This window comes from Sediminibacterium salmoneum NBRC 103935, from assembly GCF_000511175.1.
Lineage (GTDB): Bacteria > Bacteroidota > Bacteroidia > Chitinophagales > Chitinophagaceae > Sediminibacterium > Sediminibacterium salmoneum.
In genome coordinates this window covers 1,029,087-1,048,548 of sequence record NZ_KI866530.1, presented here as the reverse complement: position 1 = coordinate 1,048,548, position 19,462 = coordinate 1,029,087, and the positions used below count along the sequence as shown (strand labels likewise).

Annotated in this window: 13 protein-coding genes; 8 read left to right on the top strand and 5 right to left on the bottom strand. The window is 39.8% G+C overall.

Annotation, left to right across the window (positions count from 1 at the left end):
* The 7 genes from P767_RS18120 to tilS form a co-directional block, all read left to right on the top strand.
* Positions 1-403, top strand: a 403-nt coding sequence (locus P767_RS18120) for a hypothetical protein (protein WP_216593207.1), incomplete at its 5' end; no start/stop codon positions are given.
* 34 nt (positions 404-437) lie between these two features.
* The gene (locus P767_RS0105015; RefSeq protein WP_026763650.1) at positions 438-2,690 is read left to right on the top strand and encodes a Tex family protein; all 2,253 of its coding nucleotides are present in this window, start codon (positions 438-440) and stop codon (positions 2,688-2,690) included.
* 26 nt (positions 2,691-2,716) lie between these two features.
* On the top strand, positions 2,717-3,250 hold the full coding sequence (locus P767_RS0105010) for a DsrE family protein (RefSeq protein WP_026763649.1): 534 nt from the start codon (positions 2,717-2,719) through the stop codon (positions 3,248-3,250).
* Positions 3,251-3,252: 2 nt separating this feature from the next.
* Positions 3,253-4,575 carry a DEAD/DEAH box helicase gene (locus tag P767_RS0105005; RefSeq protein WP_026763648.1) on the top strand — a complete coding sequence of 441 codons (1,323 nt, stop codon included), beginning with the start codon at positions 3,253-3,255 and terminating at the stop codon, positions 4,573-4,575.
* Between the two features lie 50 nt (positions 4,576-4,625).
* Positions 4,626-7,094, top strand: coding sequence for a penicillin acylase family protein (locus P767_RS0105000; protein WP_026763647.1), 2,469 nt, complete (start codon positions 4,626-4,628; stop codon positions 7,092-7,094).
* Positions 7,095-7,105: 11 nt separating this feature from the next.
* On the top strand, positions 7,106-7,456 hold the full coding sequence (locus P767_RS0104995) for a hypothetical protein (protein WP_026763646.1): 351 nt from the start codon (positions 7,106-7,108) through the stop codon (positions 7,454-7,456).
* Between the two features lie 2 nt (positions 7,457-7,458).
* Entirely contained in the window at positions 7,459-8,826 is a 1,368-nt protein-coding gene (tilS, locus tag P767_RS0104990) for a tRNA lysidine(34) synthetase TilS (RefSeq protein WP_051417137.1), read from the top strand.
* A gap of 16 nt (positions 8,827-8,842) precedes the next feature.
* On the opposite strand, the gene P767_RS0104985 is transcribed toward tilS, so the two are convergent.
* Together P767_RS0104985 and P767_RS0104980 are read right to left on the bottom strand one after the other, a co-directional pair.
* Positions 8,843-9,487, bottom strand: a complete 645-nt coding sequence (locus tag P767_RS0104985; protein WP_026763644.1) for a rhomboid family intramembrane serine protease — start codon at positions 9,485-9,487, stop codon at positions 8,843-8,845.
* A 13-nt stretch (positions 9,488-9,500) separates the two neighbouring features.
* Entirely contained in the window at positions 9,501-9,974 is a 474-nt protein-coding gene (locus P767_RS0104980) for a 23S rRNA (pseudouridine(1915)-N(3))-methyltransferase RlmH (RefSeq protein ID WP_026763643.1), read from the bottom strand.
* A gap of 94 nt (positions 9,975-10,068) precedes the next feature.
* On the opposite strand from P767_RS0104980, the gene P767_RS0104975 reads away from it, so the two are divergent.
* Positions 10,069-12,462 (top strand): hypothetical protein, encoded by a 2,394-nt coding sequence (locus P767_RS0104975; protein WP_026763642.1) that lies wholly within the window; start codon positions 10,069-10,071, stop codon positions 12,460-12,462.
* A 33-nt stretch (positions 12,463-12,495) separates the two neighbouring features.
* Here P767_RS0104975 and P767_RS0104970 read toward each other — a convergent pair whose 3' ends face one another.
* From P767_RS0104970 to P767_RS0104960, 3 genes are all read right to left on the bottom strand, one after another.
* A complete protein-coding gene (locus tag P767_RS0104970) occupies positions 12,496-12,939 on the bottom strand; it encodes a hypothetical protein (RefSeq protein ID WP_026763641.1) in 444 nt (147 codons plus the stop codon).
* A gap of 44 nt (positions 12,940-12,983) precedes the next feature.
* Entirely contained in the window at positions 12,984-13,220 is a 237-nt protein-coding gene (locus tag P767_RS0104965; RefSeq protein WP_026763640.1) for a hypothetical protein, read from the bottom strand.
* A 210-nt stretch (positions 13,221-13,430) separates the two neighbouring features.
* Positions 13,431-19,187, bottom strand: coding sequence for a YDG domain-containing protein (locus tag P767_RS0104960; RefSeq protein WP_026763639.1), 5,757 nt, complete (start codon positions 19,185-19,187; stop codon positions 13,431-13,433).
* Between the last annotated feature and the right edge of the window lie 275 nt (positions 19,188-19,462).

Here is a 19,462-nt window from a genome sequence, read left to right as displayed (position 1 = left end):
CCTAGGCATTTCTTTGCTGGCCGACGCACATCGGGAACTTTGGAAATGGGTAAGGGAATTTGAATTGCATCCCGCACTTTGCTTTCTCGATAAAACCATTCCGAATGAATGGCCCGATGTTGAGTTGCACAATCAACAGGTAGAAAAAGCAATCGCCTGGATTGCAGAAGAAAAAGCCTCCTATATCATCAAAGAAAAAAATACGGCCATATTGGTAGAAAAAGGAAAGTTTATAGGGATGGGAACCATTGATCATCTGGAAGTGGCCGAACCTATTGAACCTGCTTATGCTGCTGCCATAAAAGAAGCGGTTACTCCCTATGCAGAAAATGAAGTTATTAAATCGATGCTCAGGAAATATCTGGAAAGATATCCTCATCGTGTGGTACGTATAGTGGAATAATCTACATTCGCCTCCCTAAAATTGAAAACTGATTATGTCTTTTGCTCCCATTATTGCCGCAAAAATGAATTTGCGTGTTGCTCAGGTTGAAACGGTTTTGGAACTATTAGCAGAGAGTGCTACTATTCCGTTCATTGCACGATATAGAAAAGATAGTACCGGTAATCTGGATGAAGTTCAGATTCAGCAGATACAGGACGAACAAAAAAGCTTGCAGGCTTTTAACGAGCGGAAAGAGTTCATAGAAAAGACCATTACAGAGCAAGGAAAAATGACAGAAGCCATTCAGGCTAAAATAAATGCTGCCACAACCATGGTAGAGCTGGAAGATATTTATCTGCCTTACAAAGTGAAGCGTAAAACCAAAGCAGTAGTTGCCAGGGAAAATGGATTGGAACCGCTGGCTTTATTACTACTTTCTCAGGGTTCAGAAGACCCTGAAGCCGAAGCTGCGAAATATTTTAATGAAAAAATCACCACGGTTGAAGAAGCTTTACAGGGTGCCAGAGATATCATTGCAGAGAATGTAAATGAGCAGGCAGATATTCGTGCAAAATTGAGAAAACTGTTCGAGGATACGGCTTTGTTGCAGAGTAAAGTACTAGCAGACAAAGAAACGGAAGCCATCAAATACAAGGATTATTTTGATTTCTCCGAACCCATTTACAAAGTCCCTTCGCACCGGATTTTAGCAATTCTGCGTGGATTCTTAGAGGGTTTCCTGAGAATCAGTATTGCTCCCTCAGAAGAAGAAGCTATTGAAACAATTGAAAATTATTATTTAAAGGGACAAAGCCCTGCGGCTGCGCATATTAAGAAAGCCATTAAGGATGCCTACAGAAGATTATTGCAACCCAGCCTGGAAAGTGAATACCGGTCTGCATTAAAGCAAAAGGCCGATGAAGAAGCCATCAATGTATTTGCAGAGAATTTAAGACAGTTATTATTGAGTGCGCCACTCGGAAGCAAAAGAGTACTGGCCATTGATCCGGGTTACAGAACAGGTTGTAAAGTGGTTTGTCTGGATGAGTCCGGAGAGTTGTTGACAACAGACCTCATATATGTTCACGAAGCGGGTAAGCTATATGATAGTGAATACAAAATCAAGCAGCTAGTTAAGCAATTTGAAGTACAGGTGATTGCCATTGGGGATGGAACAGCGGGCAGAGAAACAGAACAGTTCATCAAAAAGATGAATTTGGGTCTTCCGGTATTTTTGGTGAATGAAGACGGAGCATCTGTTTACTCTGCTTCTGAAATAGCCAGAGAAGAATTTCCTGACTATGATATTACAGTAAGAGGTTCTGTAAGTATTGGCAGAAGATTGATGGATCCATTGGCAGAACTGGTTAAAATTGATCCGAAAAGTATTGGAGTAGGACAGTATCAGCACGATGTAAACCAGTTCAGATTGAAAGAAAAGCTAGATCAGACAGTTGTAAGTTGTGTAAACACCGTTGGGGTTAATTTAAATACGGCCAGTAAGCAACTGTTAAGCTATGTGAGTGGTATAAATGAATCGGTAGCGGATAATATAATAAAACACCGAAAGTCGGTTGGGGCATTTAGTTCAAGAGAGGAATTGCTGAAAGTACCAAGATTGGGTGCCAAGGCTTTTGAGCAATGTGCAGGCTTCCTGAGAATTCTCAAAGCCAAACATCCATTGGATGCAAGTGCTGTGCATCCGGAAGCGTATCCGATAGTGGAGAAAATGGCCACCGATCTGGGAGCCAGTGTAGAAACATTGATTGGGAATGAATCCCTTTTAAAGAATATTGATCCCAAAAAATATGTGACAGAACAAATTGGATTACTGGCCTTGAATGATATCATCAAGGAATTGCAAAAACCAGGTCTGGATCCAAGATCAGAACTGGAACAATTTGAATTTGCCAATATTTATTCAATTGAAGAAGTTACGGTTGGATTGGTATTGCCGGGTGTGGTAACCAACTTAACCCGTTTCGGAGCGTTTATAGATATTGGGGTGAAGCAGGATGGACTGGTTCATGTAAGTGAAATTGCCCATCGCTATATCACCGATCCCAGCGAAGCCTTAAAGCTGGGTCAGAAAGTAAATGTAAAAGTGCTGGAAGTAGATATTGCCCGCAAGCGGATTGCACTCTCCATTAAACAAACAGAAGCTGCTCCGGCTGCAGGTGTGGGAGGACGCAAGGACTTTGCGCAACACAAGCGTTCTAATCAACCCGTAAAGAAAGAAGAAGATTTAAGCAATCTGAATGTAACAGACGCTTTACAGGCTTTAAAAAAGAAGTTTGGCAAATAACGTAACTTAGAAAAAATTGTAAAACAATGAAATATTGGTTATTCGCCCTTATTGCCTCTGCCTTCTTCTTGAAAGCTGCAGCCCAAAAAACAGTTCGACCCTTTATAACAGGATACGGGGATGTTTTTGAAGTAAGTGCTGCCAAAGAAGTAGTAAGCAAAAAAAGTAAGTATAAAATACTAATTGATATAGTGAGTCCCGGAGCCAATGCAAAAGAAATCAGTGAACATTTCGAGAATATAGCCAGAATTGCCAATCTGCATGTTGCGGCTGGTGTAAAGCCCGAGAACCTGTCTGTGATGGCTGTGGTTCACGGAGCAGCAGTGTCATTCATATTGAACAATGAAACCTATAAACAAAAGTTTGGTGTAGACAATCCTAATCAGCCACTCTTTACTGCATTAAAGGCAGCTGGAATTCCTTTGTATGTATGCGGACAGACTTTGTTTAAAAGAAAAGTAGATCCTTCAACACTGGCACCAGAATTCGAAATTGTACAATCTGCTGTTACCACAATCACTACTTACGCACCCCAGGGATATACGGTGCTAAAATATTAAACATGAAGGCTTCAGAAACAACGCATACTGGTTTAAAAAATCTGGGAATTGCCGGGTTCAATGAAATGCAAAACGCAACCCGATCTGCTTTTGAAACAGCTGATGGTGTATTGTTGCTTTCTCCTACAGGGTCAGGGAAAACCCTGGCTTTTTTATATCCGATTTTACAACAGCTGAATCCAAAGGGAAATAAAGTACAGGCGCTGGTGCTAACGCCTTCCAGGGAACTGGCTATTCAGATTGAACAGGTCTGGAAAAAAATGCAGACGGGTTTTAAAGTTATCTGTGCCTATGGGGGGCATGATATGCCCGGCGAAGTCAATAGTTTAAAAGAAGCCCCTGCTCTTTTAGTAGGAACTCCGGGAAGAATTGCCGATCACCTGAAAAGAAAATCATTTGATGCAAGTGGTATCCGCTATTTTGTTTTTGATGAATTTGATAAATCACTGGCACTGGGTTTTGAGGAAGACATGGAATATATTACCAAGGCAGTAAGAACTGCAGCTTTAAGAGTGTTTGTTTCGGCTACAGCATCCATTGTAATTCCGGAATTTGCTACGCCTAAAAATCTTACTGTTCTCAATTATCTTAAGCAGGAGGAAGCCGAACCAACTGTTGAAATGTTCACGGTATGGTCCGAAGAAAAAGACAAAGTAAAGGCGCTTTTTCAATTGCTATGTTCCATTGGAACAGAGCAGGTGTTGATTTTTTGTAATCATAGGGAATCCGTTGAAAGAACCAGCGGTCTGTTAAAGGAAATGGGAATTGAAGCAGGTATTTTTCATGGTGGCATGGAACAAATGCAACGTGAACAGGCACTGATTAAATTCCGAAACGGGACTACTCAGTTTTTAGTAACTACAGACCTTGCAGCCAGAGGACTAGATATTCCCGATATCGAGCATATTGTACATTATCATCTGCCATCCACTTATGCAGAGTTTACCCATCGCAATGGAAGAACAGCCAGAATGAATAAAACAGGAACCATTTATATCATCCTGCACGAATCGGAGTCTATCCCTAATTATTTGGGGGAAGCACCTGCCGGCCTTTCTTTGCCTGAGAAAGCTAAAATTCCCAAGCCTTCCAACTGGGGGACGGTTTATATTAACGCTGGTAAAAAAGAGAAAATAAATAAAGTAGATATAGTTGGTTTCTTTTTGCAAAAGGGCAAATTGCAAAAGGATGATCTGGGATTAATTGTAGTTAAGGATCATAACTCTTTTATCGCTATCAGAAAAAAAGCCATCCCCGCCTTACTGAAATTGGTTCGTGACGAAAAACTGAAAGGAAAGAAGTTCCTGATTATGGAAGCTAGATAAGGGTAGCCTTCTGCTGAGAATTGCTTATTTTGAGTCTTTAAATATTTGCTATGAGAATAGTTCCATTGCTTGTGTCAGCCCTCTTAACCTGGGGTGCTATTCATTTATTCAATACCCAACTTTCAGTTGGTGGAAGTAAAACCCCCAGACTGGGATATTTCTTATCCCCTCAACATGGTTTCTGGCAAAATGCCGAATCCACTGAAACCAATTACAATGGCAATATTGTACTGAAAGATCTTCAGGGTAAAGTAGAAGTATACATTGATGATCGTCTGGTTCCGCATATTTATGCAGATGAAGATAATGATGCCTATTATGTGCAGGGGTATCTTCACGCCAAGTTCAGACTCTGGCAAATGGAATTCCAAACCCATGTAGCTGCAGGAAGATTAAGTGAGATTGTTGGCAAGGAGAGAGTGCCTACTGATCAGTTTTTCAGAAGGTTAGGAATGGTATACGGCGCAGAAAAAACCAAAGCTTATGTTGAAAAGAACAACCCTGAAATGCAATCTGCCATTGATTCCTATGCTAAAGGGGTAAACGCCTATATTGCTCAGCTGAAGCCAGAGGAAATTCCTTTTGAATACAAATTACTCGATTACAAGCCCGAAGCCTGGACTTCTTTGAAAACATACCTGTTTCAGATGTTCATGTCTTACGATTTAACAGGAAGAGGTGCAGTAACCGACTTGCAAATGAGCAATGCCAGAAACTATTTTGGCTATAAAGATTTTGACCGTTTGTTTACGGATGTACAGGATTCACTGGATCCCATTATTCCTAAAGGTACCGTGTATGCGAACCCAGCTGTTAAAGTTGTTTCTCCGGTTGATGTGCAAACGGCCTATCTGGGAGATACTTCGGGCAATTCAACCGCAATGGCACCCTTTGTTCCAAACAAGAGCAACGGTAGTAATAACTGGGTAGTGGGTGGAAGTAAAACCAAATCGGGCAGACCCATTCTGGCGAATGATCCGCATCTGGGCTTAAACTTACCTTCTCTTTGGTTTGAGGTTCAAATTTCTACGCCAACACATAGAACCTATGGGGCAAGCTTCCCGGGCTCTCCTGCAGTAATTATTGGGTTTAATGACAGCATTGCCTGGGGAGTAACCAATGCCGGAAGAGATGTACTGGATTATTATGAAATGAAATTTAAAGATTCCACTTTAAATGAATACTGGTATAATGGTGAATGGGTAAAAGCAGAAAAAAGATCTGAGACCATCAAAGTAAAAGACAGTGCCAATGTGATTGAAAATATTGCTATGACTGTATATGGCCCAACCATGTACGATCTTCATTACAAGAACAGTGGTTCTGGAGGAAAGAATTTAGCGCTGAGATGGACTGCGCATGATGGAGGAAGCGGATTGCTGGCTTTTTATAAATTGAATCATGCTAAAAACTATGATGATTATTTAGAAGCCATATCTCATTGGAATACTACTGGTCAGAATTTTGCCTTTGCTTCCAAAACCGGAGATATTGCGCTTAAACAGCAGGCCAATTTTGTGGCCAGGTGGTTCAGACAGGGAGATTTTATTTTACCTGGTCAGGATAGTACCTATGCATGGCAAGGATATATTCCTACTGAGGAAAATCCGATGATCAAAAATCCGGAAAGAGGATTTGTAAGCAGTGCCAATCAGAAATCAACCGATAAAACCTATCCCTACTATTTGGGAGCAGCTTCCAATTTTCCTGTTTACAGAGGGGTAATTATCAACCGGAAACTGGCAGCCATCAGCAATGCCACAGCTGCAGATATCCAAAAACTGCAAATGGACAATTACAATGTATTTGCTGAAATGGCCAGACCTCTGATCATGAAGTATGTAAATCAACCGGTACTAACTGCAGATGAAAAGAAGTACCTGGATATCATGAACAGCTGGAACGGGGTCAGTGATGTAAATGAAAAAGGAGCAACTGTATTCAATGTAATTTGGGATAGTCTGGAAACGACTATCTGGGGGGATGAATTTGCAGGTGCTACAACCAATATAGGATGGCCCGATGAAATTACCCTATTGGAGAGTTTGCAACGGGATAGTTTGTATTCATTTGCAGATAATATTAAGACCAAGAATAAAGTAGAAACCATTTCAGACGCCGTAATGGAAGCTATTAAAAAAGCGACTGTCGTTTTACAAAAAGCGGATAAAGAGGGTAAACTTGGATGGGCAGCTTTTAAGGATACCCGGGTGAGCCACTTGCTCAAAATAAATCCATTAAGTGCATTGCATTTGCCTATTGGGGGAGGGAAGCATATTATTAATGCAACCACTGAAACCCATGGTCCCAGCTGGAGAATGATTGTGCATATGACGGATGAAATTGAAGCCTATGGCGTGTATCCGGGTGGGCAACACGGTAATCCAGGAAGCAAGTATTATGATACATTTATTGATTATTGGGCTACTGGAAAATATTATCCTATTCTATTTTTACACTTAAAAGATGCTCCAACTCATAAACGCATCAAGTGGTTGATGACATTTACAAAAGCTTAAAAACTAACAATATGAAATTCATTGTATCAATATTGCTAACTGCATTGCTTGCTTTTGTAGCAGGCTTATTTACTCAGTTTCCCTGGTGGGTTTTTGCTATCAGTTCATTTGTAGTTTCTGCCTTAATTACACAGTCTCCAGGCAAATCTTTTCTGAGTGGATTTCTGGGCTTATTCCTGTTATGGGTAATACTGGCCATTATTAAAGACGCCGCCAATGAGCATATTCTTTCTACGAAAGTTTCTCAGATTTTGCCATTGGGTGGATCCTATATCATGTTGATTTTGATTACCGGAATTATCGGTGGTCTGATAAGTGGCTTTGCTGCTTTAACAGGCGCCTACTTAAAAAAATCATCTTAACCTTGTTAGCACGTTTTCAGCAACACTGGAATGAATATTTTGCCGGGTTACAAAAACCAGAGCAACCCTTTTTACTAGCCATGAGTGGGGGAGCAGACAGTACGGTGCTGGCTGTACTGCTTAAATCAATTGGTGTAGCTTTTAACGTAGCCCATGTGAACTATCAGCTAAGGGGTGAAGAAAGCAACAGAGACGAAGCGTTTGTATCATCCTTTTGTAGTAATCATGCTATACCTTACTGGATTAAACGGGTAGATACAATCCAATACAAGACTGATACGGGTTTATCTACACAGGTAGCTGCCAGAAAGATTCGATATGATTGGTTTGATCAGTTGAGAAAGGAAAACCCAGCACTAACTGGATGCTGGGTAATCACGGCACATCATGCCAATGATGCCATTGAAACCAGTGCTATGCATTTCTTCAGAGGGACGGGATTAGAGGGATTGAACGGGATCGTAGCTGTTCATAAAGAGAAAAAAATCATCAGGCCCTTACTACCTTTTTTTAAAGAAGAAATTGAAGCATTTGCATTTAGCCAATCAATTGAATTCGTGAAAGATTCTTCCAACGATACGGATGAATACACCAGAAACTATTTCAGAAATCAGCTAATCCCCTCTGTAAAAAAAGTGTTTCCAAGTGTGGAACAGAATCTGCTGGCTAATCTTACACGATTTAATGAAGCGACTGAATTGTATAAACAAGCGGTGAGCGGGCACCTGAAAAAGTTATTGCATTGGAAAGGCAATGAGTGTCATGTGCCGGTAATGCTCTGGCAAAAAGCGAATCCACTCCAAACCATTACCTGGGAAATCATTGCGCCTTTTGAATTTACGGCAGATCAGATTCCTGAAGTCATTAAATTACTTACTGCTGAAAATAGTAGTTATATTCAGTCTGCTACACATCGGATTATCAAGAACCGGAGTTGGATGATTATTGCGCCTTTGGCAAACGAAGAAGCTGTAAATATTGTGATAGATAAGCCGGGTATAATTCATTTTTCAGGCGGAAAGCTGGATCTGTCTTTGCGCAATGAAATGCCTGCTTTATTGTCTTCAGCAAATTCAGGTAGAGAAGGGGATACTTCTATTGAATTACTGGATGCCCGAGCTGTTCAGTTTCCGCTATTGCTTCGCAAATGGAAAACCGGTGATTATTTTTATCCGCTGGGGATGGGAAAGAAGAAAAAGATTGCTAAATTTCTGGTGGATCTTAAATTGAGCAAAACAGAAAAAGAAAGGGTGTGGATTCTTGAATCTGACAATAAAATTATTGCTGTTCTGAGCAAAAGAATTGACCATCGCTTCAGATGTGTAGCCAGTACCACCCAGCAATTAGCAATTGCATTTACAGCAGGTTAAAATCACCCTAAAACATTTAATAGCCTGCTATGTAGAGTTTTATAGCATTCACGAAATTCTCAAGAGCATTGAATTTGCTTAAGAAACTGGTGGTTATTATTAAAAATACGATACCGAAAATGGCACCCCATATATGCGCTGAGTGATTAATATTACCCTGCCCCTTTTTAGCCAGATAAGCAGATAAAATAAGATACAGCGGACCAAATACAAAGCCCGGAATATGGAATGGGATAGGAAAAATGCCCATGCCCATAGTAGGATAAAGAAATATGCCGGCAAAAATCACCGCAGAAACGGCACCAGATGCGCCTAAACTTCTGTAATGGTAGTTATTCTGATTATTAAAATAGGTTGGGAGCAAACACACAATCAAAGAAATGATATAGAGTAGCAGATAGATTATTTTTCCTGACTCGCCGAATATCTGCACAAAAGTTCTCTCAACCAGATCCCCAAACAGGTAAAAAGAATACATGTTAAATAATAAGTGCATAATGTCTGCATGAATCAATCCGCTTGTAACAAACCGATACCATTGGTTTCTGTTGGTGATGGCCGGAGGATAAAATATTAAATCGTCCAGCACTTTCTGGTTAGAAAATCCGGTAAAGGAAATGACACTGGTCAGTAATATGATGCTGAGTGTTATGGTTAACATAGTATCCGCTTAATTAAATATGATGGTATTTTTCGTTTTTAATAATGGTGCATGCCCTGTATAACTGTTCCGCTAAAATCAGCCTTACCAGCATATGAGGAAAAACCAATGCTGATAAACTCCATACAGCCTGAGCCCTTTGAGTAACTGTACTCTCAACTCCAAAAGCACCGCCAATTAGGAATACCAATTGTTTACAACTTTCATTGGCCCTTTGTTCAATAAACTTGGCCAACTGCGGAGAGTTGAAGGTTTTGCCTCTTTCGTCAAGTAAAACAAGGTAATCCTCTTTGTCAATTAAGTTTAATATAAGTGCAGCTTCGGCTTTTTTTAATTCAGATTCCGGTAAACTGGCCGCATTTTTGGGGGAGGCAATAATCTGCCAGTCAGCTTTAAAATATTTATTGATTCTTTTGGTAAAATCATTAATTCCTTCGCTTACATAGGATTCATTTGCCTTGCCAATTGAAATCAGGCGTAGTTTCATGGTCTGAAAGTAAGGACAATTTCGGGGAAATCCAATTGGCATAGCTTTTGTTCTTTTGCAAACTCAAAGTATATTACAGACAAATTGCTTTCTAATGAGAAAATTAACGTTTAGTATCATTTGTTTACTGGTGTTTGGAATGGGAACTGTGGTAAAAGCTCAACAAATTGATTCTATGATGAGTGTGTATGCAGAGGGCTTTCCTAAGGAAAAAATTCATGTTCATTTTGACAGACCTGTGTATAACACCGGTGATACCTTATTTTATAAAGTGTATTTGCTTGCTGGAAATGAGCCCAGTGTTCTAAGTAAAAATTTATATGTAGAGTGGTACGACACAACCGGCACTTTAGTTAAGCAAACAGTGTCACCACTGTATCAGGCTACTGCTAAGGGCAGCTTTGAAATACCTGCAAATTATAGGGGTGGATTTCTACATGTAAAAGCTTTTACCAGATGGATGCTAAATGATGATGTGGCTTATTTGTTTCAAAAAAATATACCAATTAACGGGGGGAATATAGTTATAGGGAGAATGCCTTCCCCAACAAGGGTAGATATTTTCCCTGAAAGTGGTACGCTAGTAGAAGGCATTAATTCCAGGGTTGCTTTTAAAGCAATTAATCAGGCGGGATTACCCGTAAAAATCAAAGGGGTAGTAGTTGATGCACAAAAAAAAGTATTAGATAGTTTGAAAGTTCAGCATGATGGTATGGGCATTTTTGTGTTGAAACCCTTGCCAGGTCAGCAGTATCAGCTAAACTGGACAGATGAATATGGAAGAACTAGCAGCACACCTGTAAAAGATATTAAGAAGGAAGGGGTGGTATTGACTGTTAGAACCAATAATGAAAAAGCATTTCTGCAATTTGAAAGATCAGAGCCGGCTTCTGCCAATTTCAAGCAAATGAATTTGCTGGTGCATATGAACCAGTCGCTCATGTATAAAGTAGGTCTTAAAATGTCGGAAAGGAATTTCCAGCGTGCAGAAATTCCAATTGATGAATTACCAACAGGGATTGTACAGTTTACCTTGTTTACAGCAGACTGGATTCCAGTGGCAGAGCGCATTGTATTTGTAAACAACCATACACATGATTTTAGTGCCAAAATAAATCCGATTGTTACTAATCTTGGTAAAAGAGCGTTGAATAAGTTTGACATTTTTGTTTCAGATACAGCCTTGACCAATATGTCTGTGGCGGTAATTGATGCCAATGCCAACACATATGACCCTCATTCTATATTCTCTAATTTTCTTTTAGCCAGTGAAATCAAGGGATATGTACACAATCCATCCTATTATTTTCAAAGTGATGCAGATAGCATTATGAACAGACTGGATTTGGTAATGATGACCAATGGCTGGAGAAAAATCAATTGGGAGAAATTAAGAGAAGGAATAGGCCCTCAATTAAAGTATATGCCAGAGACTGAGTATATGACGCTAAAAGGCTCTGTATTTGGCATTAAACCTGGTATGGTAAAAGACCAGCAACTGAATTTTGTAATGGCTGCTAAAGACAGTAGTAAATCCCTTCAGTTTGCATCCATTGATGCCAATGGGAATTTTGAACAGCCGGGTATATTCTTTTATGACACAGTTAAAGTGTACTACGGGTTTAATAACAATTCCAAATTAAGTGGCGCAACCCAGGTGAAAATTGAAAATGGATTATTGAGAAAGGAAAATGGAGCAAAAGTTGGATTAGGCAATTTGCCACCTATTTGGGGAGGAATTGATTCAATGGCCATCGTGCGTATGAATTTCTTATTATCGGAGCAGGAGAAACTTCGTCGATTAAAAGCCAGTACCACATTGTCAGAAGTAGTTGTGAAAGCCAAAACCAAATCTAAAATTGAGGTTATGGATGAAACCTATACTTCAGGTTTATTCTCTAAAGGAGATGGATACAGTTTCGATTTAACAGAGGGAACCAATCTGGCGTTTGACATCTTCACTTATTTACAGGGTAAAGTGGCAGGTTTACAGATAACAGGTAGCGGTCCCGGCGTGAATTTGAGCTGGCGGGGAGGAAGACCGGATATTTATTTAAATGAAATCAGAAGTGATATTTCAATGGTAACTACCATTCCAGTTGCAGATGTTGCATATATAAAAGTGTTCAGGCCTCCATTCTTTGGAACAGGAGGAGGTGGTGGAAGCGGTGCCATCGTTATCTATACAAAGAAAGGAGGAGGACAATCTAAAGGAGGGCAGAATGTTAAAGGGCTTGAAAGTACATTACTAAGTGGTTATTCAACTTTTAAAGAGTTTTACAATCCAGTATATGATAAAACGGCTGCATCCTTTGAGCCAGACACCAGAAACACCCTATACTGGAATCCATATATCATCACAAACAAAAGGTCGCCTCGTTATCAAGTTGAATTTTACAACAATGATGTATCCACAAAGTTGAAAATTGTTTTGGAAGGATTCAATGCAAATGGTAAAATGACAAGAGTGGAAAAGTTATTGGAATAAAATAATCCGACGATTGATTTATTCCAATATATATTATTGAAGATGTTTGGTGCGGAATTTTATTTTCCTCAACCTGCTAAGCCCTAATAAAACTACTGTTATAAAAACCAGTATAATCAATGAATATGCACCATTGTTAATATTGTCGAGTTGATACCTGGCATCGTCGTTCCAGAAAATTGTAAGTATTGTCTGGTGTTTTATATTCTTATATAAGAATAGACCGTATAAGATGGCAAAATAACATTGGAAAAGTAAAAATAGATAAACCAGTGAAGCAAGGGTAGCTACTTCATGTTCAAAATTTTCCGGATGCTCAGCGTCTTCTTTAATAACAATATACAGGGAATAAAACAGATAGAAAGTTAAATGCGTCAGGCATGCCAAAGCTGTGTATATTGAATATGTGGGTTCTGAAAGTTCGTTAAAAAATACAATGATGCCGCTGCTATACATAATAAATGGAATGAGTTGCATCCAATGTTCTCTGATATTATTCGATTCCTGTTTAAAGAAGTTTTTTACAAATAAAAAAGAAAGGGCCCCAAAATCAGTAATGAGCCATTGGCAACAAAGAAAGCCACACTGTTCAGTCCGGAATGTTCGCCGTACCTAAAATAATATTGACTGGCATATAAAAGTAAACTGATTACAATATAGATGCTGATTAATGTTCTTTTGGTTTCTTTAAACTTACTTATTAAGTATATAAGCAGAAAGCTGGCTATTCCAACAAATAAGGAAGAGATGATGATCATAGTAACAATAGGGTAAAAATCAATGATAAAGTTCCCTTTTAACTCTTACTAAATTTTCCCCTATACTTGCTTTGTTGTATCACTTTTTAAGCGTATTTATTAAATAAATCAATTGGTGATTGCATTCTTTCAAAAAGGATAAATAAGAATAGAAGCAAAAAAGCCCCGTCTTGTGGACGGGGCTTTGGTTTGAATGTATTGTTATTTGGTTTACTTCACTATTACTACAGTAGTAGGAGCGAATTTAACGCCTTTTCCTTCTAGGGTTAGGAAGTGTGTACCAATTACACCGTTGTTCAGTCTTACCGGCACTGCATTCGGACCTTTTGCTACGTTCACCTGTTTGGTGAATATAGAGCGTCCTGAAGCATCGTTGATCTTCATGGTCAACTCACCGGCTACTGGGCTTACAAAGCTGGCAGTGAATACATTGTCGGTTACAGGGTTAGGGAATACCTGGATGGTTTTCTCTTCCTGTTCTGTTGTATTCAAGGCTGGTTTTTCTTTGGTGAAGCTGATATTGCTGAAGGTAGAAGCAATTGGACTGTTTCTTCCTGCATTTACTTCAACAGTAAATACAAGGGTAGTTACGTCTTTAGGATCTATGTTCTTGGCAGAAGCAGCAGATTTAAACTGGCTGAAAGGAATAAAGTATTCCTGCTGTCCAGAACCCAGTCTGATATCAGTAGTGTACTGGTTTTTCCACTCGCTGATTCCGTTCTGTACCATGGTAACTCTTAGGTTATATCCACCTGCAGCAGTAAACTTAAGACCAGCATATCCGCTTAGGTCAGCTTCCATTCCACCTGCTTTTAGCAATTTGAATAAGGAAACGAAGTCAGAGCTATTGGCTTTTACTTCCACATTTCTTAGTACAGGGAATTCATTGGCAGAGATCGTACGCTTAGCGTCGTTGGTAACGGTGAAGGCACTTACACTGGTAGTGTTTCTGTTGTAATCAATAGCCCAAGTACCATCAGACATGTAAAGCATATCTTTTACTTCACCGTTCAGGAACATAGAGATAGAACTTTCGTATTTATCTCCAACGGGAACAGAGATGGTAGAAGTGCCGTTAGCATTAACAGTGAAAGGTACATTTCTTGTAACGATACCGGTAGAAGACTCATTGGATCTGTCTTCGAACTTGAAGAATCCGGTAGTAGCAGCAGTACCGTTCTTGATAACCAGGTTCAGGTTAGCACCTTCGCGCTTACCAGACTCAATATAGGTATCAGGACTAGCATTAACAATGGACTGATTAACCGGAGCAACGTCTTTCAACTTAGCCAATACTTCTTTCACCATATCATTAACGATGGTAGGAGAAGCAGCCCAGATCTGGAAGTTGTACATCTGGTCTTCGTTTACATAGCTTGTTGTTAAGAAGGCACTTTGTAGGTTGAAGTTGTTTCTTCCTGCTTTAGCACCTACAGTAAATGCAGTAGCGTATTCAAGGTTTCCTTTATCGTTTCTGATGGTGTAGTTGATGAAGTCGTATCCATCAATTTTCACTGATTCAACATCTAATAAAGTAGCACCTTTTAATCTGTCACAGATTGGTTTGGTGTGATCGTATAGTTCACCCAAAGTTTTGGTTGTGAAAGCAACCGCTTTGGTTTCTTTATTGGTATTAACATAGTCAACCGCAAATACTTCTTTGGCATTGGTAAAGCTTACGATATCAACAGGAGAGCTGTTGTAAGCTTTGTAACCTCTGTTAGACAGATCCGGCATGATGCTGGAAAGTTGCAGGCTGAAGATGCTGTTGGTGCTGGCAGAACGGATGGTTCCCTGAGCAGTTTCAACAACAGGCAGTTTGTTGTAATCAACTGCACCGTTCATATCATTGATGGCATTGTTCAGTACACGCTGAGCGATTGCATCACCCAGGCTCTTACTTTCAAGACCACCGCCGCCACCGCCGCTTACAAAAGAAGACTCACGACGATAAAGGATACGATAGTTTAGTTGAGTAGTACCATCTTCAGCAGTTACCAGGATTTCGATGATATTGTCACCTTCTCTGATGGTGAAAGGAGCACTTGCCACACCGCTGGTAAGAGGTACATAAGCACCAGGTCCCATACCAGTATCAATTCTTGCCTGAATGGTAGCAAACTGATTTTCAACAGTTGCAGTAACAGTGAATTGATCAATGGCGGTTAGTACATAAGTATCATAATCCAGATCAAACTTATTGAATGCAGTATTTAAAGGACCTGTAGAAGCAACCAGGTTGCTTAAAAAGGCATTATTATTTGGTACAACACTTAGTTGATTGGCAACATAAGCAATGGTATAGTTACTCGCATTAAATGTTCCTCCCGTTGCAGCACTTGGAACCACTGCACCTGCGTATACGCCTAAATTGCCTCCTGAAGCTGCGTTCGGACCATAGTCCATGGTAACGGATCCAATGGTTTCGCCATTCTGTAATCCGGTACTAGTGAACGCTGTTACATTCGTAGCAGGGGAAGCAATGGTTTCTCCATGGTATTTAGAAACCGCATTAGCAGTAATGGTTAATGGGGCAGGAGTTACTGTGATGTCTCCAGGTACAAAAGTAATATTGTAATTGGTAGCGACGAAACCATTGGCGCCTACCGGAGCGCTGGCTACAATCGTACCTGTATTGGTACCTACTGCGGCAGTAGCAGCAGCACCTGCGCCATAGGTTAAGGTAACAGAACTAATGGTTTCTGAACCGGCCAAAGTTCCACTGGAAATTGTATAAGTTGTTTTTCCAGTACCGCTTGTTAGACTAGTGCCATACACTTTAGATTCATTATTTGCAGTGATGGTTATAGGAGCAGTGGTAACCGTAATATCACCATTTACATAAGTGATAATATAGTTACTCGCAATAAAGCCACCAGTTCCAACTGGTAAGCTAGGAACAATCTCACCAGGGTTTGCTCCTAAACCTGCACCACTAGCACTGCCTGCACCATAGGTTAATGTTACAGAAGTTATTGATTCTCCTGGTTGTAAGGTACCCGTAACGGTGAATGTTGTTTTTCCTGCACCACTTGTTAATGTAGTACCGTATGGTTTGTTTTCATTGTTGGCAGTAATGGTAATGGAACCAGCACTTACTGTAATATCACCAGCAATATAATTAATAGTATAGTTAGAAGGAGTGATGCTACCGCTGGTTAATGCACTTGGCACCACTGAACCAGCATATACACCAGCAGTTGCAGGAGCAGTTGGCCCCAAGCCAGTATAAGTGATGGTAACAGTTCCTGCAGTTTCACCATTCTGTAATCCGGTTGCAACAAAATCAGAAGAGCCTGCACCGCCAGTTAAAACTGCGCCAATTGTTTTAGAAACATTATTGGCAGTAATGTTTAAAGTGCGAGGTGTTACGTTTAAATCTGTTCCAGTATAAACAATGGAATAGTTGGCCGGATTTATTGATCCTCCTGTTAATGCACTAATAGTAACACCGGATGGGGTGCTACCAACCGGATCAGTGGCAGCAGCACCAGCTGCATAAGCAACAGTTACCGTTCCTGCTGTTTCACCGTTTTGTAATCCTGTAGCAGTAAATCCTGTGTAACCTGTGCCATTTGTTAACACATCTCCGTAAACTTTATTTACTGGAGTGGCAGCAATGCTTAATGATCTTGTTGTAACAGTTAGATCGCCAGCAGTAAATGTGATGGTATAATTAGAGGGATCAAAACCAACTCCAGCTACAGGCGCACTCACAAGAATTCCGCCCACATTGGTTGGAGCTACACCAGCGGTTCCAATTGCACCTGTTCCATAATTTAAAGTAACGGATGCAATTGTTTCTCCTGCAACTAAACCAGTTGCAGTAAATGCAGTTTTACCTGGGCCACTGGTTAAAACATCTCCATAAGCTTTGTTAACGTTATTTGCAGTAATATTCAATGCTTTGGGTGTAATATTAGCAGTAATACCAGATGGTGCAGTAAGTGTATAATTGCTCGCTGCTAAACCAGTTAATGCGTATCCTGAAATTGTTACACTAATGCCATTGTCCACATTTGCAGATGCAAATGCACCAGAAGCTAAAGTGGCATCTAAAGTACAATTCGAAACATCAAAAGCTTCTACGCCAACTAAAGATGCGGCATTTAAAGTTGCTGAGGTATTCCCATCGTATACCTTGTTACTGACTCCAACACCAGATAGTGTAAGGGCTTTTGCACCTACAACTATATCGGCAAATGCATATGATATTGTATAGTTGCTTGGATTAAATCCTCCGGATCCACCAGTTAAATTGCTTAATTCAACAGCATTAGTATATGTATTTACACTCGCATTTGCAGTAGCACCTGCAGCGTAATTTACAGTAACAGTACCCGCTGACTGACCACTCACTAATCCTACTGCATTAAAACCGGTATAACCAGTTCCATTCGTTAATACAGAACCATATGTTTTATTTACCTGAGTTGCAGTTATTATTAGTGCCCTCGGAACCACTGTTAAATCACCAGCAGTATAAGTAATATCATAGTTACTAGCTATAAAACCAACTCCTGCAACAGGTGCACTAGCAGCAATTCCACCTACATTGGTTGGTGCAACCGGATCTGTTCCATCCGCACCAGTACCATAAGTTAAAGTAACGGAAGCAATGGTTTCACCTGCAACTAAGCCAGATGAGCTGAATGCAGTTTTACCCGGTCCTGTTGTTAAAACATCTCCGTATGTTTTGTTGATGGTATTAGCAGTAATTGTTAATGCTTTTGGAGTGATATTTTTTATTATGCTAGCAGGTTGAGTTAATGAATAGTTTCCGGCTTGGGCACCTGTTAAAGCATATCCGCTAATTGTAACGTTAATGCCATTACCCACATTAGGAGATGCAAATGTTCCTGTAGCGCCAGAAGCATCTAGCGTACAATCATCACCGGATTCAATACCCCCAACTAAGCTAACCCCGCCATTTAAAACCGCAACGGTATTTCCATTGTATTCCTTATCGTTCGCACCAGCACCAGACAGTGTAAGTACTTTAGGTGTTACAACAACGTTGGCACTATTATAAGTTATGGTATAGTTACTCGCATTAAATCCGCCTGAGCCTCCCGTTAATGCACTTAAGACGATAGAATTATTATAAGTGCCAACATTTGCATTTGCTGCTGAACCAGCTCCATAAGTTACTGTTACTGTACCAGGATCTTGTGGAGTAATAATCCCTACCGCATTAAAGCTAGCAAAACCAGATCCACTAGTTAAAGCGGTTCCATAAGTTTTATTTGCCTGAATAGCGTTGATTGCTAGTGGTCTAGCCGTGATATTAGCATTTCTAGTTGGTTGATTTAACATGTAGTTGTTCACAGCTATTGTTGGACCTGCTAGTGTATAACCACTTATATTTACAACTTTAAAGCCACCCGCATTAGCGTTAACAAAATTTGCACTAGCACCAGAAGTCACTAAAGTTACAATTCCAACATCGGCAGGCATTATATTAAACAGTGAGGCTGTGCCTGTAATTGTTGCTGCAGTGGTTCCATCATATACTTTACTACTTATACTAATTCCATTAATATCTAGCGTTCTTGGTGTAATTGTACTATTAGGAATAGTTTGACCATCTATAATATTGCCTACAGGATATTCTAACAGTACACTATTGCCACTATATACTCCAACATTAGTATTGAGTAACATTCTAACATAAATAGTAGTACTTGTAAAATCGCCGCTTCCGTTAGAAGTTAAGTCTAGAAAGCTAGAATATGGACCTCCAGGAGTTAAGGAAACTTCAAATCCTGAACTTGGGTTTATTCTCATTGTTGTTGAAGGAGTAAAACCTGTTCCGGTAAAATTGAAACTCCGCTCAACAATATCCCCATATGTACCACTCAAATTTGAAAGCGTAGTGTTAAACGTTATGGATTGCGAAATCCCAACAAAAGCTAGCAACAAAAAAACAGTGGACAATAAAATTTTGTGTAAAATTCTAAATCTCATAAGCATTAGTTTTTACGATATAAATCGTGAGGTACGGAAAATAGTAGGTATTTCAAGCAAGTGTTTTTACGCAAATGCTTGTAGGGGGAATACTACATATAGGGTAAAATTAATATAAAAACTGCGATAATTGCAAAATTTCGTTATAATATATAATAAATTCTTTGAATGGTCGTTCGGCCGCCCAATACCTTGAAATTGTAGCGTTTAACGCGTCAATAAATTAGATTAAAAAAGCCCCGTCTTGTGGACAGGGCTTTTTTAATGTATTGTTT

Bases quoted from the DNA above. Each gene is read 5' to 3' on its own strand.
- P767_RS0105015 (WP_026763650.1), top strand. From the start codon at position 438: ATGTCTTTTGCTCCCATTATTGCCGCAAAAATGAATTTGCGTGTTGCT.
- P767_RS0105010 (WP_026763649.1), top strand. From the start codon at position 2,717: ATGAAATATTGGTTATTCGCCCTTATTGCCTCTGCCTTCTTCTTGAAA.
- P767_RS0105005 (WP_026763648.1), top strand. From the start codon at position 3,253: ATGAAGGCTTCAGAAACAACGCATACTGGTTTAAAAAATCTGGGAATT.
- P767_RS0105000 (WP_026763647.1), top strand. From the start codon at position 4,626: ATGAGAATAGTTCCATTGCTTGTGTCAGCCCTCTTAACCTGGGGTGCT.
- P767_RS0104995 (WP_026763646.1), top strand. From the start codon at position 7,106: ATGAAATTCATTGTATCAATATTGCTAACTGCATTGCTTGCTTTTGTA.
- P767_RS0104985 (WP_026763644.1), bottom strand. From the start codon at position 9,487: ATGTTAACCATAACACTCAGCATCATATTACTGACCAGTGTCATTTCC.
- P767_RS0104980 (WP_026763643.1), bottom strand. From the start codon at position 9,974: ATGAAACTACGCCTGATTTCAATTGGCAAGGCAAATGAATCCTATGTA.
- P767_RS0104975 (WP_026763642.1), top strand. From the start codon at position 10,069: ATGAGAAAATTAACGTTTAGTATCATTTGTTTACTGGTGTTTGGAATG.
- P767_RS0104970 (WP_026763641.1), bottom strand. From the start codon at position 12,939: ATGCAACTCATTCCATTTATTATGTATAGCAGCGGCATCATTGTATTT.
- P767_RS0104965 (WP_026763640.1), bottom strand. From the start codon at position 13,220: ATGATCATCATCTCTTCCTTATTTGTTGGAATAGCCAGCTTTCTGCTT.
- P767_RS0104960 (WP_026763639.1), bottom strand. From the start codon at position 19,187: ATGAGATTTAGAATTTTACACAAAATTTTATTGTCCACTGTTTTTTTG.